This window comes from Bifidobacterium sp. B4079, from assembly GCF_026537385.1.
Taxonomy (GTDB): Bacteria; Actinomycetota; Actinomycetes; order Actinomycetales; family Bifidobacteriaceae; genus Bombiscardovia; species Bombiscardovia asteroides_I.
The window spans coordinates 104,964-122,924 of the sequence record NZ_JAFNMH010000004.1 but is presented as its reverse complement, the minus strand read 5'-3'; the positions used below and the strand labels follow the sequence as shown (position 1 = coordinate 122,924).

The 17,961-nt window shown below is 61.6% G+C and carries 12 protein-coding genes; 3 read left to right on the top strand and 9 right to left on the bottom strand.

What is annotated here, in order from left to right; all coding sequences use genetic code 11:
* Positions 1–33 precede the first annotated feature (33 nt).
* The 4 genes from J3T95_RS08445 to J3T95_RS08430 form a co-directional block, all read right to left on the bottom strand.
* Entirely contained in the window at positions 34–1,944 is a 1,911-nt protein-coding gene (locus tag J3T95_RS08445) for a glycoside hydrolase family 13 protein (RefSeq protein ID WP_267451101.1), read from the bottom strand.
* Positions 1,945–2,031: 87 nt separating this feature from the next.
* Entirely contained in the window at positions 2,032–2,931 is a 900-nt protein-coding gene (locus tag J3T95_RS08440; RefSeq protein ID WP_267400939.1) for a carbohydrate ABC transporter permease, read from the bottom strand.
* 1 nt (position 2,932) lies between these two features.
* Positions 2,933–3,871, bottom strand: coding sequence for a carbohydrate ABC transporter permease (locus tag J3T95_RS08435; RefSeq protein ID WP_267451112.1), 939 nt, complete (start codon positions 3,869–3,871; stop codon positions 2,933–2,935).
* A gap of 20 nt (positions 3,872–3,891) precedes the next feature.
* Positions 3,892–5,148, bottom strand: coding sequence for an ABC transporter substrate-binding protein (locus tag J3T95_RS08430; protein ID WP_267451111.1), 1,257 nt, complete (start codon positions 5,146–5,148; stop codon positions 3,892–3,894).
* A gap of 231 nt (positions 5,149–5,379) precedes the next feature.
* Here J3T95_RS08430 and J3T95_RS08425 point away from each other — a divergent pair, with 231 nt between their 5' ends.
* On the top strand, positions 5,380–6,663 hold the full coding sequence (locus J3T95_RS08425; RefSeq protein ID WP_267451100.1) for an ROK family transcriptional regulator: 1,284 nt from the start codon (positions 5,380–5,382) through the stop codon (positions 6,661–6,663).
* Between the two features lie 22 nt (positions 6,664–6,685).
* Here the strand turns inward: J3T95_RS08425 and J3T95_RS08420 are convergent, their stop codons facing one another.
* Positions 6,686–8,911 (bottom strand): alpha-galactosidase, encoded by a 2,226-nt coding sequence (locus J3T95_RS08420; protein ID WP_267451110.1) that lies wholly within the window; start codon positions 8,909–8,911, stop codon positions 6,686–6,688.
* A gap of 176 nt (positions 8,912–9,087) precedes the next feature.
* The gene (locus tag J3T95_RS08415) at positions 9,088–10,062 is read right to left on the bottom strand and encodes a ketopantoate reductase family protein (protein ID WP_267400946.1); all 975 of its coding nucleotides are present in this window, start codon (positions 10,060–10,062) and stop codon (positions 9,088–9,090) included.
* A gap of 274 nt (positions 10,063–10,336) precedes the next feature.
* Here J3T95_RS08415 and J3T95_RS08410 point away from each other — a divergent pair, with 274 nt between their 5' ends.
* Positions 10,337–11,134, top strand: coding sequence for a sulfite exporter TauE/SafE family protein (locus J3T95_RS08410; protein ID WP_324123867.1), 798 nt, complete (start codon positions 10,337–10,339; stop codon positions 11,132–11,134).
* An 8-nt stretch (positions 11,135–11,142) separates the two neighbouring features.
* Here J3T95_RS08410 and J3T95_RS08405 read toward each other — a convergent pair whose 3' ends face one another.
* The gene (locus J3T95_RS08405) at positions 11,143–11,595 is read right to left on the bottom strand and encodes a nucleoside deaminase (RefSeq protein ID WP_258561511.1); all 453 of its coding nucleotides are present in this window, start codon (positions 11,593–11,595) and stop codon (positions 11,143–11,145) included.
* Between the two features lie 35 nt (positions 11,596–11,630).
* Positions 11,631–14,417 (bottom strand): cation-translocating P-type ATPase, encoded by a 2,787-nt coding sequence (locus J3T95_RS08400; protein WP_297301788.1) that lies wholly within the window; start codon positions 14,415–14,417, stop codon positions 11,631–11,633.
* A gap of 521 nt (positions 14,418–14,938) precedes the next feature.
* Between J3T95_RS08400 and J3T95_RS08395 the strand changes: the two genes are divergently transcribed.
* Entirely contained in the window at positions 14,939–17,170 is a 2,232-nt protein-coding gene (locus tag J3T95_RS08395) for a cation:proton antiporter domain-containing protein (protein ID WP_267451099.1), read from the top strand.
* A 6-nt stretch (positions 17,171–17,176) separates the two neighbouring features.
* Here the strand turns inward: J3T95_RS08395 and J3T95_RS08390 are convergent, their stop codons facing one another.
* Positions 17,177–17,932, bottom strand: a complete 756-nt coding sequence (locus tag J3T95_RS08390) for an alpha/beta hydrolase (RefSeq protein ID WP_220236654.1) — start codon at positions 17,930–17,932, stop codon at positions 17,177–17,179.
* Between the last annotated feature and the right edge of the window lie 29 nt (positions 17,933–17,961).

Genomic DNA, 17,961 nt, shown 5'->3' with positions numbered 1-17,961 from the left:
AGCCTGGAAAGCGTGCCGACGGCGGGGTTTTCCTCAGAGTCGGTAGACGAAGCCCTCCCAGGGGGAGAGGCGGCCGGTCAGCAGGGAGCTGGCGGTTTGCTCCGGTCTGTAGGTGGATATGAGGATCCGATCGGGATCCACCGCTCCGAGGGCCATGGAGGTGAATCCGGTTTGGTCCAGGCCCAGAAGTGCGGCGGTTTCAGGCGGCAGTGAGGCCGGACGGCTGCTCAGATTGACCACAACCAGAAGGCGCTGACAGGGCAGGGCATCCAGAACGCTGGCAGCCTCGGGTCCCGACTTGGGCTCGGGCGCCTGGTCCAGGGAACGGGTGAATGAGTAAATCTGGTCCGCATCCGGATCCAGAAGGGTGAAGCCGCCGGCCGCCACGACCGGATTGGTATGACGCAGGCGGATCAGCTCCCGGTAGAAGGCCAGGACCGAGTCCGGGTCACGCAGCTCGGTCTTGGCGTTGACCTTGTCCCTATTGGGATTGACGGCCAGCCAGGGCTCCTTGGGAGCGTATGGAGCCGTGAAGCCGGCGAACTTGGTGGAGTCCCACTGCATGGGGGTGCGGGCGTTGTCGCGGCTCATATAGGCCAGGGCGGCCATCATGGACTCCGGATCCTGCTCGTGCGCCTGATCGACCCGCTGATGGTAGAGGTTGATGGACTCCAGATCCTGGTACTGGTCGAGGCTGGCGAAGCCGGCATTGGTCATGCCCAGCTCCTCGCCCTGATAGATGTAGGGGGTCCCCCGGTGCATGTGCAGGAGGAGCCCCAGGGCCTTGGCCGAACGCGAGCGCAGCTCCTCGCTGGAGGTGTCGCCCCAACGGGAGACGATTCTGGGCTGATCGTGGTTGTCGAAGTAGAGGCTGGCCCATCCGGCCTTGGCCACAGCCTGCTGCTGCTCGTCCATGGCCGCCTTGAGCCGGGGAACCCGGAAGGGACGGATGTCCCACTTGCTGTCCCCGGTGTCAACCTCGGTCTGGGTGAAGAGAAAGAGCATGTCCAGCTCGTGGTTGGCCGGGTCGGTGATCTGCCCGCTGCGGGCAGGCGCCAGACTGGGAGCCTCCCCCACGGTCAGGTAACCCTGCCGACCCTGGAAGACCTGGCTGCGCATCTCTTGGAGGAACTCATCCAGCCTGGGGCCGTCCACGCAGAAGGGCACCGAGGACGAGTACCCCTCAGGCCCCACGGGACCGTCAGCGATGGCCGATCCGTCCTCGCCGGGCAGGCGGCCCTCGGAGTCGACGGTCTTGGAGATCATGACGATCACATCCATGCGGAATCCGTCGATGCCCCGGTCCATCCACCAGTTCATCATGTCGAAGACGGCCTGCCGGACCTGGGGGTTCTCCCAGTTGAGGTCGGGCTGCTTCCTGGAGAACAGGTGTAGGTAATATTCGCCGCGCTGCGGATCGTACTGCCAGGCGGAGCCTCCAAAGTAGGACCCCCATTTGTTGGGCTCTGCGCCAGGGGTGCCGGGTTCGTGGCCGGCCTTGGCGGGCCGCCACCAGTACCAGTCGGCGTGTGGGTCCTCCCTGTTGCGGGAGGCCTGGAACCAGGCGTGCTCATCCGAGGTGTGGTTGACCACCAGGTCCATGACCACCTTGATCCCCCGCCGGTGGGCCTGGTCCAGAAGCTCGTCCATATCGTCCATGGTGCCGAAGATGGGGTCGATGTCCTGATAATCGGCGATGTCGTAGCCGTTGTCGTCCTGGGGGGACTTGTAGACTGGACTGAGCCAGATCACGTCCACGCCCAGGTCGGCCAGGTAGTCCAGCCGCTGCGTGATGCCCGGCAGGTCGCCGTAGCCATCACCGTTGGTGTCCTGGAAGGACCGCGGATAGATCTGATAGACCACCGCGTTGGCCCACCAGGGATTGGGGGCGGCTCCGTTGGTCCGCACCCTATCGGGCAGCTGCATGCGTTCTTCCTGGGTCATGGCCCTCCTCACGAAGATTGGATTCCTGGGACTTCCTTGTTCTGTGACCTCCACTATAGGCCGCCCTGACTGCCTGTCCTGGCTGGGCTACTTGACAGCTCCTCTCATAACGCCGCTGATGACCCACTTCTGTGCGAACAGGTAGACGATCAGGATGGGCGCCAGAGCCATCAGGTAGCTGGAGAAGGCCATCGGATAGTTGGTGGCGAACTGGGAGCTGAAGACATACTGCGCCAGAGGGATGGTCTGACTGGTCTGATCCGTCAGGACGATCAGCGGCATGAGGAAATCGTTCCAGGCCCAGAGAGCCGTGGTGATGGCGATGGTCGCATTGATTGGACCCATAAGGGGGAAGATGATGGTCCAGAATATCCTCCAGGTGCCTGCGCCATCCAATCGGGCGGCCTCCTCAAGAGCGGTGGGGATGGATCGGATGAACCCCGTGGCGATGAAGAGGTTGGTGCCGAGCCCTAATACCACGTAGAGCAGGATCAGACCTGGCACGTTGTCCAAGTGCCAGCTGCCGAACTGCTTGGCGATGGGAAGCATGACCACGGGGAAGGGGACGAACATGGCCGCGATGAAGAAGTAGTAGAGGAAGCGGAAGAAGCGCTTGTCCATGTTCCTGGCCACGGCATAGGCCACGAAGGTGTTGGTCAGCAGGGTGAGCGCCACTGCGCAGACCGTGACGACGGCTGAATTCAGAGCGGCCTTGGGATAGTTGACCTTGTTCCAGGCATCGGCGAAATTGTGCCACTGCCAGGAAGAGGGCAGGCTGAAGGTTCCGGCTTCCGCAGGGGTCTTCAGAGCCGTGACCACGGTGAAGTAGAGCGGCACAAGAATCGTCAGGGAGAGCACAGCCACGGTGGCCGTCAGCCACCAGTTGACCCTCTTGAGGTGCGATCCCGGGGATCCCCAATGCCGCCTTCCCCTTCTTTCTGCTGATTGTGCCGGTGTCTGCGGTTGCATAAGCGCTGTCTGTGCCATCTCAGATCTTCTCCCCTCTTCTGGAAATGCCCAGCTGGATGAATGCGATCACAGCCAGGACGATGAAGAACATGACCGCGTTGGCTGTCTGGTAGGCGTACTCGCCTCCGGTAAGGCCGCCCTTGTAGATGAGGTAGGTGACTGTTTCGGTCTTGGAATCGGGCCCTCCTGCGGTCAGAGCCACCACCTGGTCGAAGGTGTTGAAGGCATTCTTCAGAGTCAGCACAAGGTTGATGGTGAAGAATGGGCCAATCAAGGGGAAGGTGATCCTCCAGAATTTCTGCCACTCATTGGCGCCATCGATGGATGCAGCCTCATAAACCTCCGAGTCGATGGTCTGCAGACCCGCCAGATATATGAGGGTCGAATAAGCCACCGCCTGCCAAACCGAGAGGAAGACGATAGGGATCCATGCATAGTGCTCGCTGGTCAGCAGGGACTGGGAGAGCCAGCTGATGCCCAGGGCCTTGCCTAGAGCCGGCAGGGGCGTCATGAAGATGTATTTGAAGACATAGCCGATGACCAGAACCGAGAGCGTGTAGGGGATGAAATAGATGACCCGGAACCCGTTCTTGAAAGCGATCTTTCCATTCAGCGCCACCGAGATGAACAGGGCGATGAAGTTGACCAGCAGGGTGATCAGGATGGCGATCAGCAAAGTGAACAGATAAGCGTGGCCCACGCGGCCGTCACGGAAGAGGGCGCCGTAATTCTTGAAGCCGATCCATGAGAAGCGCCCGTATCCCTGGGAATTCGTAAAAGAGTAGGCCACGCCCTGGAGGAAGGGCACATAGAGGAAGAGCGTGAAAATCAGGGCGGCAGGGACCGCCATCCAGTAGAAAGCGCGGTCGACCTTGCGATTGGAGAACCTTGAAGGCCGTTTCCCGGCCTTGGCTGTTCCGTCAGCAGTACGGATGCCGACGACCCTGGATTGTGCCATGTCTGAATCCTGACCTTTCATCATTGGAAGTTCCTTGCCTGGACCTTGTCCCATTCGTTCTGCATGGAACCGATGAAGCCATCCACATCCCCCTTGGTGACCATTGTCTGCAGGTAGCCGCCGATATTGATGGAAGAGGGGATGTAATGGTCGCAGAAGTCGGCCAAGCGGTTCTGTTGGAAGAAGGGAAGAACCCCGTTCAGGGCCGGATCACCTGCCTCCACCTTTCTGGTCGGTGTGAAGGCCGTCTGGGCCTTGGCATACGTGCGCAGCTGCTGGGGCTGCATCAGATAACGGATCAGCCGCATGGCCTCCTTGGGATGCCTGGTGTTGGCGCCCATGGTCAGCATGACATCGTCGCCAGCCGTCAGTATTTGCCGGGAGCGGGAATCATTCGCGGGCATCTGGGCGAATCCGAGGTCCACATCCGGTTCGATCATCCTGATTTGCGGTATGGCGTATGTTCCCAGGGGAAGGATCGCCACCTTGCCCTTGGCCATATTTTGGGTGCCCTGCTGGTAGGTGACGCCCTTGTCGCCAGCGGAATGGCTGAAGAGCTCGACCTCGCGCCGAGCCGGCTCCGTCCACAGGGTCTTGAAATCGGTTTTCCCAGCCATCAGATCCCTGTATCTGCTCTCGGGGACCAGGGTCCCCGCCAGTGACGCCAAGGGGGCCTGGGCGGTCCAGGAATCAGAGAGAGTGCCCTGCACAGGTTCGATGCCCAGGGACTTGAACTTGTCCATGACAGCCGTGAACTCCGACCAGGTGCGCGGCGGATCGTCAGGGTCAAGCCCGGCCTTTCGCCAAAGCGTCTTGTTGTATATGTACCCGCTGGCGTTGCCGGCAAAGGGCAGGCCATACAGGCGCTTGGCCGAAGGATCCTTGGTCTGGACCAGATTCCTGGCTATCGACACCATGCCCGGATTGAGCCCCTTGACCAAGGGATCGTCAGTGAAATCATGGAAGACCCCGGATGCCGCGAACATGCCGAAGCTGATATCGCCGTTGAAGGTGATGACGTCGGGCACCCGGTTTTTGACCAGACGAGTGCGCAAATCCGTCTGGGCATCGGCCGAATTATTGATGTTCACCCTGATGTCAGGATTCTCCTTCTCAAACTGTGCAACCATGGCCTTGAACTGGTCGGCGGCCTCGAACTTGAACTGGAAGAAGTCCAGAGTGACTTGGCCTGAATCTGCTGAGCCGCAGCCCGCCATGGCCACGACGGTCAGCAGAGCCAGGAGCGAGGCGACTCCGTTGCGAACCCAGGTCGTCATTCGACCAAGCCCGGATCCCTCCCTACTGCCGATATCCTTCATATTTGGCTCCTTTACCATCCGCACGGGCAACAATGACCTAGATGATTCTGCGGACCAGCATAGGGGACAGGGATATTTCATTCCCAGCCCCGGCGAGTTCCTTTCGTTAAGAAAGTAATTAAGATATGCTGTTCAGTGCATGGGGTTTGTCCGCAATCAGGTCGGACCAATTTTCCGTAAGGAGGCACCGTGGCCGACAGAGACAACCAGAGCTCAAACCATCACGAGAACGATTACCGCCTAGGAGAAGCACGGCCGTTCCCTGCCTGGTTCACGGCCTCCCAATATACCCACCGCATCGCCGTTGAGATCCTCCAGCACGGCCCGATCTCCAGAGTGGTTCTGGCACGGCGATTCAACCTGACCCAGGGTGCCGTATCACGCATCACCAACGATCTGACCCACCGCGGGGTCATCAGAGAGGCAGGCACACTGCCGCAGGCAAAAAAAGACCCAGGAAGACAGGATGACGGCAATCATAGCTCCAATAGCGTAGGCAGACCGCAGCAGGCTCTGATCATCCGCCGGGAAGCCAAGACCTTCATCGGCATCAATCTTCACGGCGGCACCGCGCTGGCCACGGCGACGGACCTGGCCTGCCGACCCGTCGGCCAGCCCCACAGTCATCACATTCGACAGCGAAGCCCAGGCCAGGTCGTAAGGATGCTGTCAGACCTTGCCCAGGAATGCATGCGCGAGATCAGCCAGGCCGGGCTGCCCAGCCCCTCCGGCCTTGCCATCTCCCTTGGGGGTCGGGCGGAGGGAGACAGGATCGTCACCTACGCCCCCTTCCTGCACTGGAGCGAACCCATTGATCTTGCCACCCAGATGGAGAATACATGTGATCTGCCTTGTCTGGTCTTCAACGATCTCGATGCTCTGGCCCTGTACGAAGGATGGTTCGGCGAGGGCATCGGGCTGGATCGTTTCGCTCTGATCACCATGGGATCCGGCATCGGCTATGCCCTGAGCGAGCACGGCATGCCTGTCTCCTCACCGGATGAGGGTTTTGGGCTGATTGGCCATCAGCTGGTGGATCCGGACGGACCGGGCTGCTATCTAGGTCATCGTGGCTGCGCCCAGTGCCTGACTACAGGCTCCCTGGCTGAGCAGTACTCGCATGCCATCGGGCAGGCTGCCAGCCTTGACGAGTTGGTCAAAGACCTGGAGGAGGACATGCCACAGGCGGAGACCCTGCTCAATCTGACCGGTTATCGGCTAGGGGTGCTGATCGCTCTGGTGGCCAACGTGGCCCTGCCTGACAAGGTTCTGGTTGGCGGGGAGACTTCCTATTTGATGAAAAGGTGCGTCGAATCCGTACGCAAGGGCACAGCATCATTCCGCCACAGCCAGATGGTCGAGGTTCCCGTGAAAATCATTGACGGCGACTGGCTCCGCTGGGCCCAAGCACCGGCGGCCAGAGCAATTGCCCGGTACCTGCAGGGCCCCGGAGAGGCCGATAAGCCCGAATGAACGAGGAAACGACTGGACGGATTCAGATACGGCTCGCTTCAAAAATCACTGCCTCCGCCGGGTGAATGACCGGTGGCCGGATTCCCTGAGCGCCCAAGACCGCGCCCGGAAGGACCACGCCTTGGGAACGCCACCAGGCCAGAGGGCTCTGTCCGTTGCCGATCCGATCCAGGTCACAGCAGACATCCAAGGGTCTGATCTTGTAATCAGCCTTGGGATCCAAGCCGGGAAGCGCCAAGGGCTGCGGAGGGTAATTGACCGAAGAGGTCAACTGGGTGAAGCGGTAGAGCGCCTGCGAGCCGCCAGCAGAAACTACTCCATCCAAGCGGACTGCCGGGTCGGGTGCGTCGCCATGCACTACACGACCGGTGTGCAGCATATGCCGCCACTGCTTATAAAGATCAATCCAACGCCCCAGCTCATCCAGCTGATTCTGGGGCACGGCAAGCAGGTTCCATTCCACGCCCATATGGCCGAAGAAAGCCATGGCCGCACGCAGACCGAGCGAGCTGGCACGGCCGGTGGAATGGGCCGGGGAATCGCCCACATGCTCACCCATCATCTCCTGCGGCAGCAGTAAGGATGTGTAGCGCTGGATGTCAGCCCGCTCGACCGGATCCACGCAGTCCGAGACCCAGACCCTGTCAGCATATTCCAATACGCCCAGATCGATGCGTGCGCCCCCTGAAGCGCAGGATTCAATCTCCAAGCCAGGATGCCTGGTTTTCAGGTCGCGCATGATTCTATAGACCGCCTCGGTCTGCGCATGCATGGCAGGACGTCCCGACCGGGGCGAGCAGGCTTCGGTCACGTAACGATTGTGATCCCATTTGATGTAGTCGATGCTCATAAGCGCAATGAGCGAGTCCATGGCATCGAACACATAGCCATAGGCATCGGGATTGGTCAGATCCATGACCTGCTGGTTGCGGCCTTCGACAGGCAGCCGGGAAGGCCCCGGGGACATGACCCAGTCAGGATGTGCGCGAAAGACGTTTGAGTCTGGACTGATCATTTCGGGTTCGAACCAGAGGCCGAATTCCATTCCCAGCTGATGCACCTTGGCAGCCAGAGCCTCCAGGCTCTTAGGCCCTTCGGGCCATACCTGCCGATCGATGGACCAGTCCCCCAGTCCGGCCTCATCCGAACGCCTGCCCTGGAACCAGCCATCATCAACGACAAAACGCTCCACACCTATACGGGCGGCCTGTTCGGCCAGGGCAGCCAGCTTGTCATAGGACTGGTCGAAGTAGACCGCCTCCCAGGTGTTCAGAGTGACAGGCCTGGGATGTGAGGCCAACCCGGGATGCAGGGATCGCAGGAAAGCATGATACCTATTGGCCGCCTGGTCCAACCCTTTGCCCCGGGAACCATAGAGCCAGGGCGTGGAATACGCTGGCTGGCCGGAATGGCCATCAGCAGGAGGAAGCGCGATTTCTCCCGCCATCAGAATCTCGCCGCCGCCCAGCAATGCGGGAGCTGAAGGAATCCGCTCGGCGCTGAGCAGACCATTGCCGCTCCAACCCAAGTGGACCATGCATACCTCATCATGCTCGAATCCGAACCCGGGTCGACCCGCGCACATGACCAGGGAGGAATCAAAATCCGGCCGGCCCACCAAGCTTGAACGCTCCAGACGGCCTACGGTCAATGGCTGGCGTTGCGGGCTGCGCTCGCGCAGGTGGTGACCGGTGGTGGTCAGAATCTCGCTTGCCTCGGCCGGCAAGGGGAAAGCCAGCTCCAAGCCGTTGACATCCAGCTCTCTGACCTTATCCAGGTTGAACAGGTCCGCACGCTGCCTGACTAGACCGGACGAAAGCACTTGGCACTGCCAAGTCAGCCCCACGCCCTGGCCCCGGTCGCATACCTGAACTTTCAGCGTCGGAACGGCGGAGCCGTCAGGGCGGACCTGGGCTGTGCCCAAATCGACTGACTCCACCTGGAAGCGGCAAAAGACCTCAACACCGCTGCGGCAGATGCGCAGTCGGCGCTGTCCGGTCCAAGCCTCGGACTGGGTCGGAAGGATGCTGGGCCAGGCCGTCAGATCCAGTCCTCCTGAGACCCGCTGCGGGGCCAGAGCGTCATAGGTTCCCAGAAGGGCCTGCGGATCGGCCACTGGATCGCCCCAGTGAACTATTCGCGGCAGACCCCTCCCCGGGAAAAGGGCAGCAAGGGACAGCTCGGACTGCTCCATGTAAACCAACCTGAGGGGAACCCCCAGATTCGATTTGCTCTGATAAGACCCCATCCTCGGGCCGCCGCGATGAACCTCCATGACACCTCCGCCATAAGCCCGGCGATGCCGGTCGCCGAGGCTGATAAATCAGGCTCCATGCTAAGAACCCGCGGCTAACTTGTCTGGAAGGGCGTATTTTTCTTACTTAGGAAAGTAATTCATGGAAATCCGCTCAGCAGCTGTTTACATCAGCTCTGGCCGACCTGCTCTTCGTGGTGAACACGGAAGGCCAGCTCGGCCAGGTGGACACCGTGGGTCAGGAACTCCTGAGTCCGGCAGACATAGTCATGCTCACGGCCCAGGCGCGCCAGGTAGCCGTTGATGTAGTCCACCTCGGTCGGGCGGCCCTTGGACATGTCCTGATACATGGAGGGGTAGTGAAGCGGGTTGCTCACCCGACTGACATAGTCCACCTCGTCCAGTGTCTCCTGACGGGTCTGGATCAGCTGCTTGCCAGCCCTCTCGCAGGCGTCATAGGCCTCGTCAATCAGCTGGCGGGACATATCCTTGGCGCCCGGGTAGGAGACGAACTGGCCCATGGTGATCTGATACATGGTGCAGATGGTGTTGACCACCGAGTTGAAGATGATCTTGGCCAGGCAGGTGCCCTCGAAGTTTTCCGTCAGGATGGGGTTGAGGTTGGCGGCCTTGAAGTCCTCGGCCATCCTGCGCTCCAGGTCGGTGGTCTGCTCGGTCATGGCGCACAGGTGCAGGGAGCCGGCCCCGGACTTGCCTATGAAATCCACGTCGCCGGGCCCATTGAGGACCGTGCCGATCATGGCCGTGCCACCATAGATCCGCTCCTGGGGGAAGTACTTGAGCAGCTTGTCGAAGTGACCCCAGCCGTTCATGGCCGAGACGACCACCTGATGGTCGCGGAAGAGCGGTGCGCAGCGTTCCAGGACGGCCTCCAGCTGCATCTGCTTGAGCATGACGATCCAGACGTCGGGGTCGCCCTTGTAGTCCTCAGGGGTGTAAATATTAACGGACACCAAATGCCGATTCTCATGATCGCGGGAGACATAGACGCCTCCTTGGTCGTGAACCTTGTCAATATTGGGCATCCAGGTATCCACGAAATCCACCTGCAGGCCGGCCTGCTCCTGCAGCAGCACACCCAGACGATAGCCCATGGCTCCGGCACCGATGACCGTATATCGCATCGAAATACACCCTCTTCTTTTCCTGACTAGGCGACGCACCTTCGGGGACCGGCCCGAGGGATACCAAGCAGTATGCCGGGACGGCAGAAGGGGACCAGGACAACGTTCGCATAGTGGACATAAGGACTGGAGCATGCGTGGATTCCTGCAGCGTGGAAAGCCTCGCCACGCCTAATCGACGCCGATCGGAGCATAAGCGGACATCCAGCCATCCCGGCAAAAACACCGGCATAGGCTAGAACCCATGCAAAGAGAGCAGAGAGGAGCCGGAGGGATGGACCGGCGGACCCTGGCCATCCTGGTCCTGGTGGGCGTGATCAGCGGATTCCTGTCGGGGATGTTCGGCATCGGCGGCGGATCGATCATAGTGCCTGCCCTGGTATGGACCGGACTGCAGCAACGGCAGGCCTCTGCCACGTCGCTGGCCTCCATGATCCCCATGTCGCTGGCCGGGGTGGCCTCTTACGCCCTGAGCGGGCATGTGGACTGGCTGGCGGCTCTGTTGCTGGCCGTGGGCACGGTCATTGGGGCGCAGGTCGGCACCTGGCTGCTGGACCGGCTTCCTGAGGTGATCCTCAGATGGCTCTACGTGGGCTTCCTCATGGCAGTCATTGCCCAGCAGCTGCTGTCCACGCCCTCAAGGGAGAGCAGCATCCAGCTGAGCCCAGTGGTGGCCTTGATCATTCTGCTGGTCGGCGTCCTGATCGGAACCCTGTCAGGGTTGCTGGGTGTCGGCGGCGGAGCCATCGCGGTGCCCGCCCTGGCTCTGCTGGGCGCCAGCGACCTGATCGCCAGGGGAACCTCCCTGCTGGCCATCCTGCCCAGTTCATTGTCGGGAACGTTCACCAACCTGCGGCACCACCTGGTCCACGCCGGTCAGGGGCTGCTTCTGGGAATCGTGGCCGCTCTGACCACACCTGTGGGCACCTGGGCGGCCTCGGGGGTCAGCGCGCGAGTGGGCGCCAATCTGTTCGCCGCCTACCTCTGCCTGATCGTCCTGCGCTGCATCTGGGCGGCCCTCCAGGTTACCCCGGTCTTCCAGCAGTACATGGCCAATCACAACCACCGCTAAAAACAGGCTCAGCCCTGGCGGTGCCGTGCAAAGAAATCGGCAAGAATCCTGGCACACGCCTGTTCGCACACACCACCCAGCACCTCGGCCTTTGTTCCGGTGTGCGGGTCACGGGGCAGATCCCAGACCGACCCGCAGGCTCCCATCTTGGGATCCCAGGCTCCGAAAACCACCCTGCTGAAATGACAAGCCATCAGCGCCCCTGCACACATGGGGCAGGGCTCCAGGGTCACGATCATGGTGCACCCGGCCAGATCCCAGCCCACGTCGGATTTCCCGATGGCCTCCATCTCGGCATGAGCCAGGGGACGGCCCAGGGCCTGCCGCTGGTTGAAGCCCCGGCCGATGACGCGGTCCGAGGCATCCAAGACCAGAGCGCCCACGGGCACGTCCCCACGGTCTCCAGCCAAGCCGGCCAGCCGCAGGGCCTCCTCCATGGGCGCCTTCCACTGTTCTTGCACGGGTTCAGTCTGGCAGTCCAGCCCGACAGGTCAGTTCAGTTGATCATGCCTGCGATACGGCGACGCACATGGTGCAGATGGGCCTTGGGCCGCCCGGACGTGTCGATGCCTCGCTTGGCTAGGAAGGCACGAACCATCTTGTCCCCCTCGCTGAAGATCAGAACCGTCAGTCCAATCCCCAGGCAGATGAGCCACTGGCTTGCACTCAGTGGAGCCATGCCCAGAACGCTTGCAACCGGAGCCAGATACATGGCCCCCGCGTGGATGCCCAGGGCCACGAACGAAGCCACCAGGAGGAAGGTGTTGTCCAAGGGGTTGAGCTGGACGATCAGCCTGTTCTCAGACCTGGCCGACATGGCGACGAAGAAGTTGAAGAGGACCAATAAGGTCAGGGCCATGGTCCGGGCGTGGGCCAGATCCATCCCTGCATTGATGTTGAGGCGGAACAGGACCAGGATGCAAGTGGCCATCCAGAGCCCGCAGACGGCAAGCCGTGCCCAAAGCACTCGCGAGAGCAAGCCCTCTCCGGACGAACGCGGGGGCGACTCCAGCTCGTCCCCGTTGCCCGGCTCGAATCCCAGGGCTATGTCCTGGACGCCGTTGGTCACGAAGTTGATCCAGAGCATCTGCAGGGGCAGGAAGAGCAGGGGCTCCTCGGCAATCACATTGACCCCCACGGCGATCATGGCGGCCGCGGCCGTGGACAGGAGGAAGTAGGCGGACCCGCGGATGGCCTTGAAGATGACCCTCCCCTGACGCACAGCCTGGGTGATGGTGACGAAGTTGTCGTCGGTCAGAACCACATCGCTGGCCTCCCGGGCCACGTCGGTGCCGGAGCGGCCCATGGCGATGCCCACCGAGGCAGCCTTCAACGCTGGGGCGTCATTGACGCCGTCGCCGGTCACAGCCACCACATGGCCCTCATCCTGCAGGGCTTCCACAATGCGCAGCTTGTCCTGGGGGGAGACGCGGGCGGCGATGGAGGTCTCACGCAGACGGGCCCGGAGGACCTCGTCGCTCATCTCCAGCATCTCGCTGCCGGTCAACGCCTGGTCGGTATGCTCCAGACCCAGGCGACGACCTATGGCGGCTGCGGTCACCGGGTGGTCGCCGGTAATCATGACCACGCGGATGCCGGCCCCGGCGCATTCGGCGATGGCCTCGCGCACGCCGGGTCGGGGCGGATCGAGCATGCCTTCAAGCCCCAGGAAGGTCAGGTCGTCAGGTCGACGGCGGGAGGCGGGATCCTGGTCAGAGGAGAGGACCCTGCTGGCCACGCCGATCACCCGCAACCCCTGGGAACCCATTGCTTCGTAGGACTTGTGGACAGCCTGGGTGTCCAAGGGAACGACCTGGCCATCCGGGTCCAGCATGGTTCGGCTCATGGCCATGATCGCATCGGGGGCACCCTTGACGTATTGGGTCAGGGTGCCGTCCGGGCTGCGGCGGATGGTCATGGAGTGGAGCAGCTCCGGCTCGTAGGGGGTCTCCATGACGATAGGAGCGTCCAGGTCTTCGGTAGTCACAGCCCCGGTCTGGTCGGCCAGGCGGGCCATGGCCATATCGACCGCGTCGCCACTGTATTCGATGCCGCCTTGTTCATTCGACTGCCGGTGGGCCTCGTTGGTCAGAGCCCCAGCCCGAGCAAGGGCGGACAGACCACGCATACGGTCGTCGTCGGATACGGCCGCTGCGCCCAGGTCCATGCCCTCTACGGGGATCGGCTGGCCGCCGCCCAGGGTGAACTGTTCCACGGTCATGCGGTTCTGGGTCAGCGTGCCGGTCTTGTCCGAGCCGATGACGGTGATGGAGCCCAGGGTTTCAACGGCCGGCAATGAGCGGACGATGGCATGGTATTCGGCCATCCTAGAAACTCCCAAGGCCATGGCCACGGTCAGCACGATGGGCAGGGCCTCAGGCATGGAGGCCACCACCAGGGAGACTGCGGAAAGGAAGGCCCCAGTAGCGTCGCCATTGAGAATGGCTCCGCCGATGAAGACGAAGATAGCCACCAGAATGACGGCGACAGCGATGCCCACCTCGGTGCGGTGGATGATTCGCTGCAGGGGCGTGCGGCCCTTGGACACATGGACCAGATCGTTGATTTCGCCCAGCTCGGTGTCGGAACCGGTGGCCACCACCAGCCCTCGGCCTCGGCCGCTGGTGACCATGGTGCCCGAGAAAGCCATGCAGCGCCTGTCCCCCAGGGCTGCGTCGCGATCCACGGGGTCCGTATTCTTCTTGGCATCCTCGCTCTCGCCAGTCAGCATGGCCTCGTCGATGCGCAGGTGGAGGGCCTCAATCAACCGCAGGTCAGCGGGGATGCGGTCGCCGCTCTCCAGGAGGACCAGGTCGCCCGGGACCAGCTGGTCGGCATCAATCTGCTCCATCCGGCCCTGGCGCACGACCCGTGTAGTGGGGGTGGACAGGGTGGTCAAGGCCTCCACGGCCTTGTCGGCCTTGGACTCCTGCACATAGCCGATGATGGCGTTGAGAAAAAGAACCAGGAAAATGGCCCCGGCATCCACATAATGCTGCAGGAAAATGGTGATGATGCCGCAGACCATCAAGACGGCAATCAGGGGGCCGGCAAACTGCTCCAGGAAGAGCTTCCAACGGGGTTTGGCCTGGGCCTCGGCCAGGCTGTTGGGCCCGAAGAGCTCCAGTCGGCGTGCGCTCTCCTGCGTATCCAAACCCTGGTCCCCGGTGTGCAGGGTCTCCAGCACAGCCGAGGTCTCCAAGCTGTGCCAGTCGGTGTCGTCGAAACGCATGTCAGCCCCTGCTGCCGCAGCGTTCTGATTCTTGATATTTGTAGATGTCACGGATGATGTCATCGGTCAACCTGGCCTTTCCAAACCGGATCGGTCATTTGTCCCCGCATGCGACCCTCTGCAGTCTTTCTTGCAATCTTCCTTCTGGACCGGGGGATGTCCGGAAGCATCGGGGAAACAATAGCGTGCGCGTAAATCCCCGGGGTCAAGAGATGGGGCTCCATGGTCAGCCGCCGCAAGCAGTGCCCGCTGGGAGGTTCGGAGCCTTCCCGGTCCTTATGAGTATACCGATTGAGTCGGCCTTTCATGCGCTTAAGAGGGGTGCCCGGGCCGGATTTTCACAAATGTTCGCCTATCGCGAGCGCAGTCTGTCCACCATTCCGGCTTGAGGTGTCAACTTGGCGCACATTGTCCATTAATGCTGTTCCTGGATACCGTGATTCCGTACAATGGATTATGCGACGTCAATCCTCATGCAACCCTGTACTCGGAGATTCCTTCATTGGTCGAATGAACCCTGCTAGTCGGGCCTGCGGTAGCCCGCCCGGGATTGCGTGGCGGAAAGGAAGCCCGTGGAAACATTCATTCTCATTCTGTGCATACTTGCTGCCGTCCTCGTCTCTTCCTTTATTTCCAGATTCATTCCCCGGATCTCTACCCCTCTCGTCCAGATCGTCCTGGGCGCAGTAATGGCCCTGCTGCCCATTTTCCCGCGAATGCGGCTGGATCCTGAGCTGTTCATGGTCCTCTTCATCGCTCCCCTGCTCTATTACGAGGCCCACACCATCAACAAGATGGAACTGCTCAAGGGACTGCGATCATCCCTTTCCCTGGCAATCGGACTGGCTGCTCTGACCATGATCATGGTGGGCGTCATCCTGCATGCCGCCTGGCCCATGTTCCCCCTGGCCGCAGCCATGGCCCTGGGCGCCGCCCTGGGACCGACCGATGCCGTGGCCGTCTCCTCTTTGGGCGAGAGCGCCGACCTCACACCAGACGAACACTCGATCCTTGCCGGCGAATCGCTCTTCAACGACGCCACCGGCGTCATCGGCTTCCAGTTCGCCATCCTGGCTACCGTGACCGGCTCCTTCTCCCTGCCTCAGGCCCTGGGCGAGTTCTTTGTCGAGTTCGTGGGTGGCATCGGCTTCGGCCTGATCACAGGGTTTGTGGTCAACTGGCTCTTTGAGTCGGCCCGTCGCCTGGGCTGGGAAACCACCACCACCAGGATCCTGTTGGAGCTCTTCCTGCCCTTCCTGATATACATGGTCGGGCAGAACATCCTGCATGTGTCCGGAATCCTGGCCGTGGTATCTACCGGACTGCTGATCCGCTTCGACCACACCGGGGTGGGACCCAATACGTCCAAGGCCAACATCGTCTCATCCAGCGTCTGGAAGGTGCTCTCCTTCAGCCTCAACGGTGCGGTCTTCGTCCTTCTGGGCATGCTGCTGCCGGCAGCCATGGGCACCAGCTGGCGAGACCGGCGGGTCAGCAACTGGATGCTGGTAGCCACCATCATCCTGGTCTGCCTGATCGTTATAATGCTGCGCTTCCTCTGGACGGCCAGCGTTCTGATCTTCGCCAAGGACCATGAAACCGGCAGCAGACCACGGATCACATCCAAGCTCCTGAGGTCGGCAGCTGTCATGACCTTCGGCGGCCCCAAGGGGACCATCACCCTCTCCCTGGCCCTGACCATCCCCTATATGACCGATGACGGGTCCGCCTTCCCCATGCGCAGCGAGCTGATATTCGTGGCCGCCGGAGTCATCATCGTCACCCTGGTGCTGGCCAACTTCGCCCTGCCGCTGCTGGCTCCCTCCCAGGGCAACGAGGTGCCGGCCCAACAGGTCGAAAAATTCATCAAGGTGCTCAGGGGCACTGTCCGGGAGCTCTCCAGCAGGATCACTGATGAGAATCGGCTGGCCATCCAGCAGGTGATCAAGCAGTACAATCACCGCATCGCCAAGCTCAAGTCGCGAATCGGCCAGTATTCCCCCAAGGACTTCCAGGACCTGCAGGTGCAGACCATGGAGTGGGAGCAGGACTACATGGAGGAGCGGCTGAGCCGAATCGAGGAGGCCCAGGATCAGCTGGAGGAGCGGCTCAGAAACGAAGACGCGGGCATAGAACAGGCACCTGCATCAACGCAGCCTGCCTCCGAGAACGGGACCGAGACCGAACCCAGTACTGAGGCCGAAACCGTAGCCGACAGGGATGCCGACGCCCAGCTGATCGACCGTCGCGACGAGCGCGGCGATGACCAGGAGGAACTGCTGAATTTGCGCAGCCAGGAACAGGCCGCCCGCAGGATCCTGTCCACCATATCCGGATCCCTCTTCCACTTGGACAGGGGCGGGGAACTGCGCTGGAGGGCCTACACGGCTCGCAGACGACTCAGGGGCCTGCTGCACAGCCAGTTCCACCGCCTAAAGCACCTGACTCAGCCGATCGACAAGGACCAAGTCTTCGTGGCCGGACGCCACCTGCAGGCAGAGATGAACCACTTCCTGATCGAAAAGCTCTACTCCGAGCTGGGCAAGGGCCGCTTCAAGACCGAGGACCTGCTGAACACCATCATCAACCATCAGATGATCGAATCTTCCGCGGAGGGAAAGACCGAATACGCGGGCATGCCTGCCATCAGGGATCAGGTGGAGGAGGCCAAGCGCGAGGGATACGCCATCGAGCTGGGCCAGATCCAGGACATGGTCGAATCGGGGGAGATCTCGCGCACGACGGCCAGGAAGATGCGCCGCAACGTCTACGTCATGCAGGTCGACGCCGACTCAGCCCTTTGAGCCGATCTACATGAGGCCCGAGGTCACGTCGATCTCACCCAGCCACTGGCGAAGGTCGTTCATCTCGCGCATGTCGACGGCATGTTCCAGGTGGTCGTACTCGGTGGTGTGCAGCCATACGTGCTCGTCCAGCCAGGCGGCCAGAGCCCGGAATTCGTACTTGGGCACCGTGGTGTCATCCGAACCGAATCCCAGGAAGACCGGCTTATTCAAGCCAGCCAGGCGCTCATCGGCCGGAGCAGTGCCGGGCACCAGGCCTGGGGCCAGGAACCCAGACAGGCATATGGATGCTCGATAACGCTCAGGATTGACCCGAAGCAGATGAACAGCCAGCATGGCTCCCTGGGAGAAGCCCATGGCCACTACAGGTCGGTCTTCGGGGATATTGGCTGAAACCCAGGCGTCCACGGCCCGGGCCGCTGCATAGCCATCCCGATCCAGATCTTCCTGCTCGGGGCGCATGTCGTGAAACCAGGTATAACCCGGGCCGAACATGCCGCGCTCGCTGCCTGGCACCATCATGGGCGCCCGCAGGGATGCATAGTCGTTGTAGGGGGCCACATAACGCATCAGATCAGCCATGTCCTCCTCGTTGGAGCCCCAGCCGTGCATGAGTACAAAAATGGGCCGCGAGGGGTTGCCTGTGCCCTGCTTGCGGGACCAACGGACCTGCTCGACCTTGAGCTCCTGCCCAAAACGTCCGGGCACCACCGTGGAGGGCCGACCCACCAATCCCCCGTCATCCTTTTGTGCTTGATCCATACCTGCCACGATAGTCGACCGGTCCTGTC

Excerpts from the sequence above, each read along its gene's own strand:
- J3T95_RS08445 (WP_267451101.1), bottom strand. The coding sequence starts at position 1,944 with ATGACCCAGGAAGAACGCATGCAGCTGCCCGATAGGGTGCGGACCAAC.
- J3T95_RS08440 (WP_267400939.1), bottom strand. The coding sequence starts at position 2,931 with ATGGCACAGACAGCGCTTATGCAACCGCAGACACCGGCACAATCAGCA.
- J3T95_RS08435 (WP_267451112.1), bottom strand. The coding sequence starts at position 3,871 with ATGGCACAATCCAGGGTCGTCGGCATCCGTACTGCTGACGGAACAGCC.
- J3T95_RS08430 (WP_267451111.1), bottom strand. The coding sequence starts at position 5,148 with ATGACGACCTGGGTTCGCAACGGAGTCGCCTCGCTCCTGGCTCTGCTG.
- J3T95_RS08420 (WP_267451110.1), bottom strand. The coding sequence starts at position 8,911 with ATGGGGTCTTATCAGAGCAAATCGAATCTGGGGGTTCCCCTCAGGTTG.
- J3T95_RS08415 (WP_267400946.1), bottom strand. The coding sequence starts at position 10,062 with ATGCGATATACGGTCATCGGTGCCGGAGCCATGGGCTATCGTCTGGGT.
- J3T95_RS08410 (WP_324123867.1), top strand. The coding sequence starts at position 10,337 with ATGGACCGGCGGACCCTGGCCATCCTGGTCCTGGTGGGCGTGATCAGC.
- J3T95_RS08390 (WP_220236654.1), bottom strand. The coding sequence starts at position 17,932 with ATGGATCAAGCACAAAAGGATGACGGGGGATTGGTGGGTCGGCCCTCC.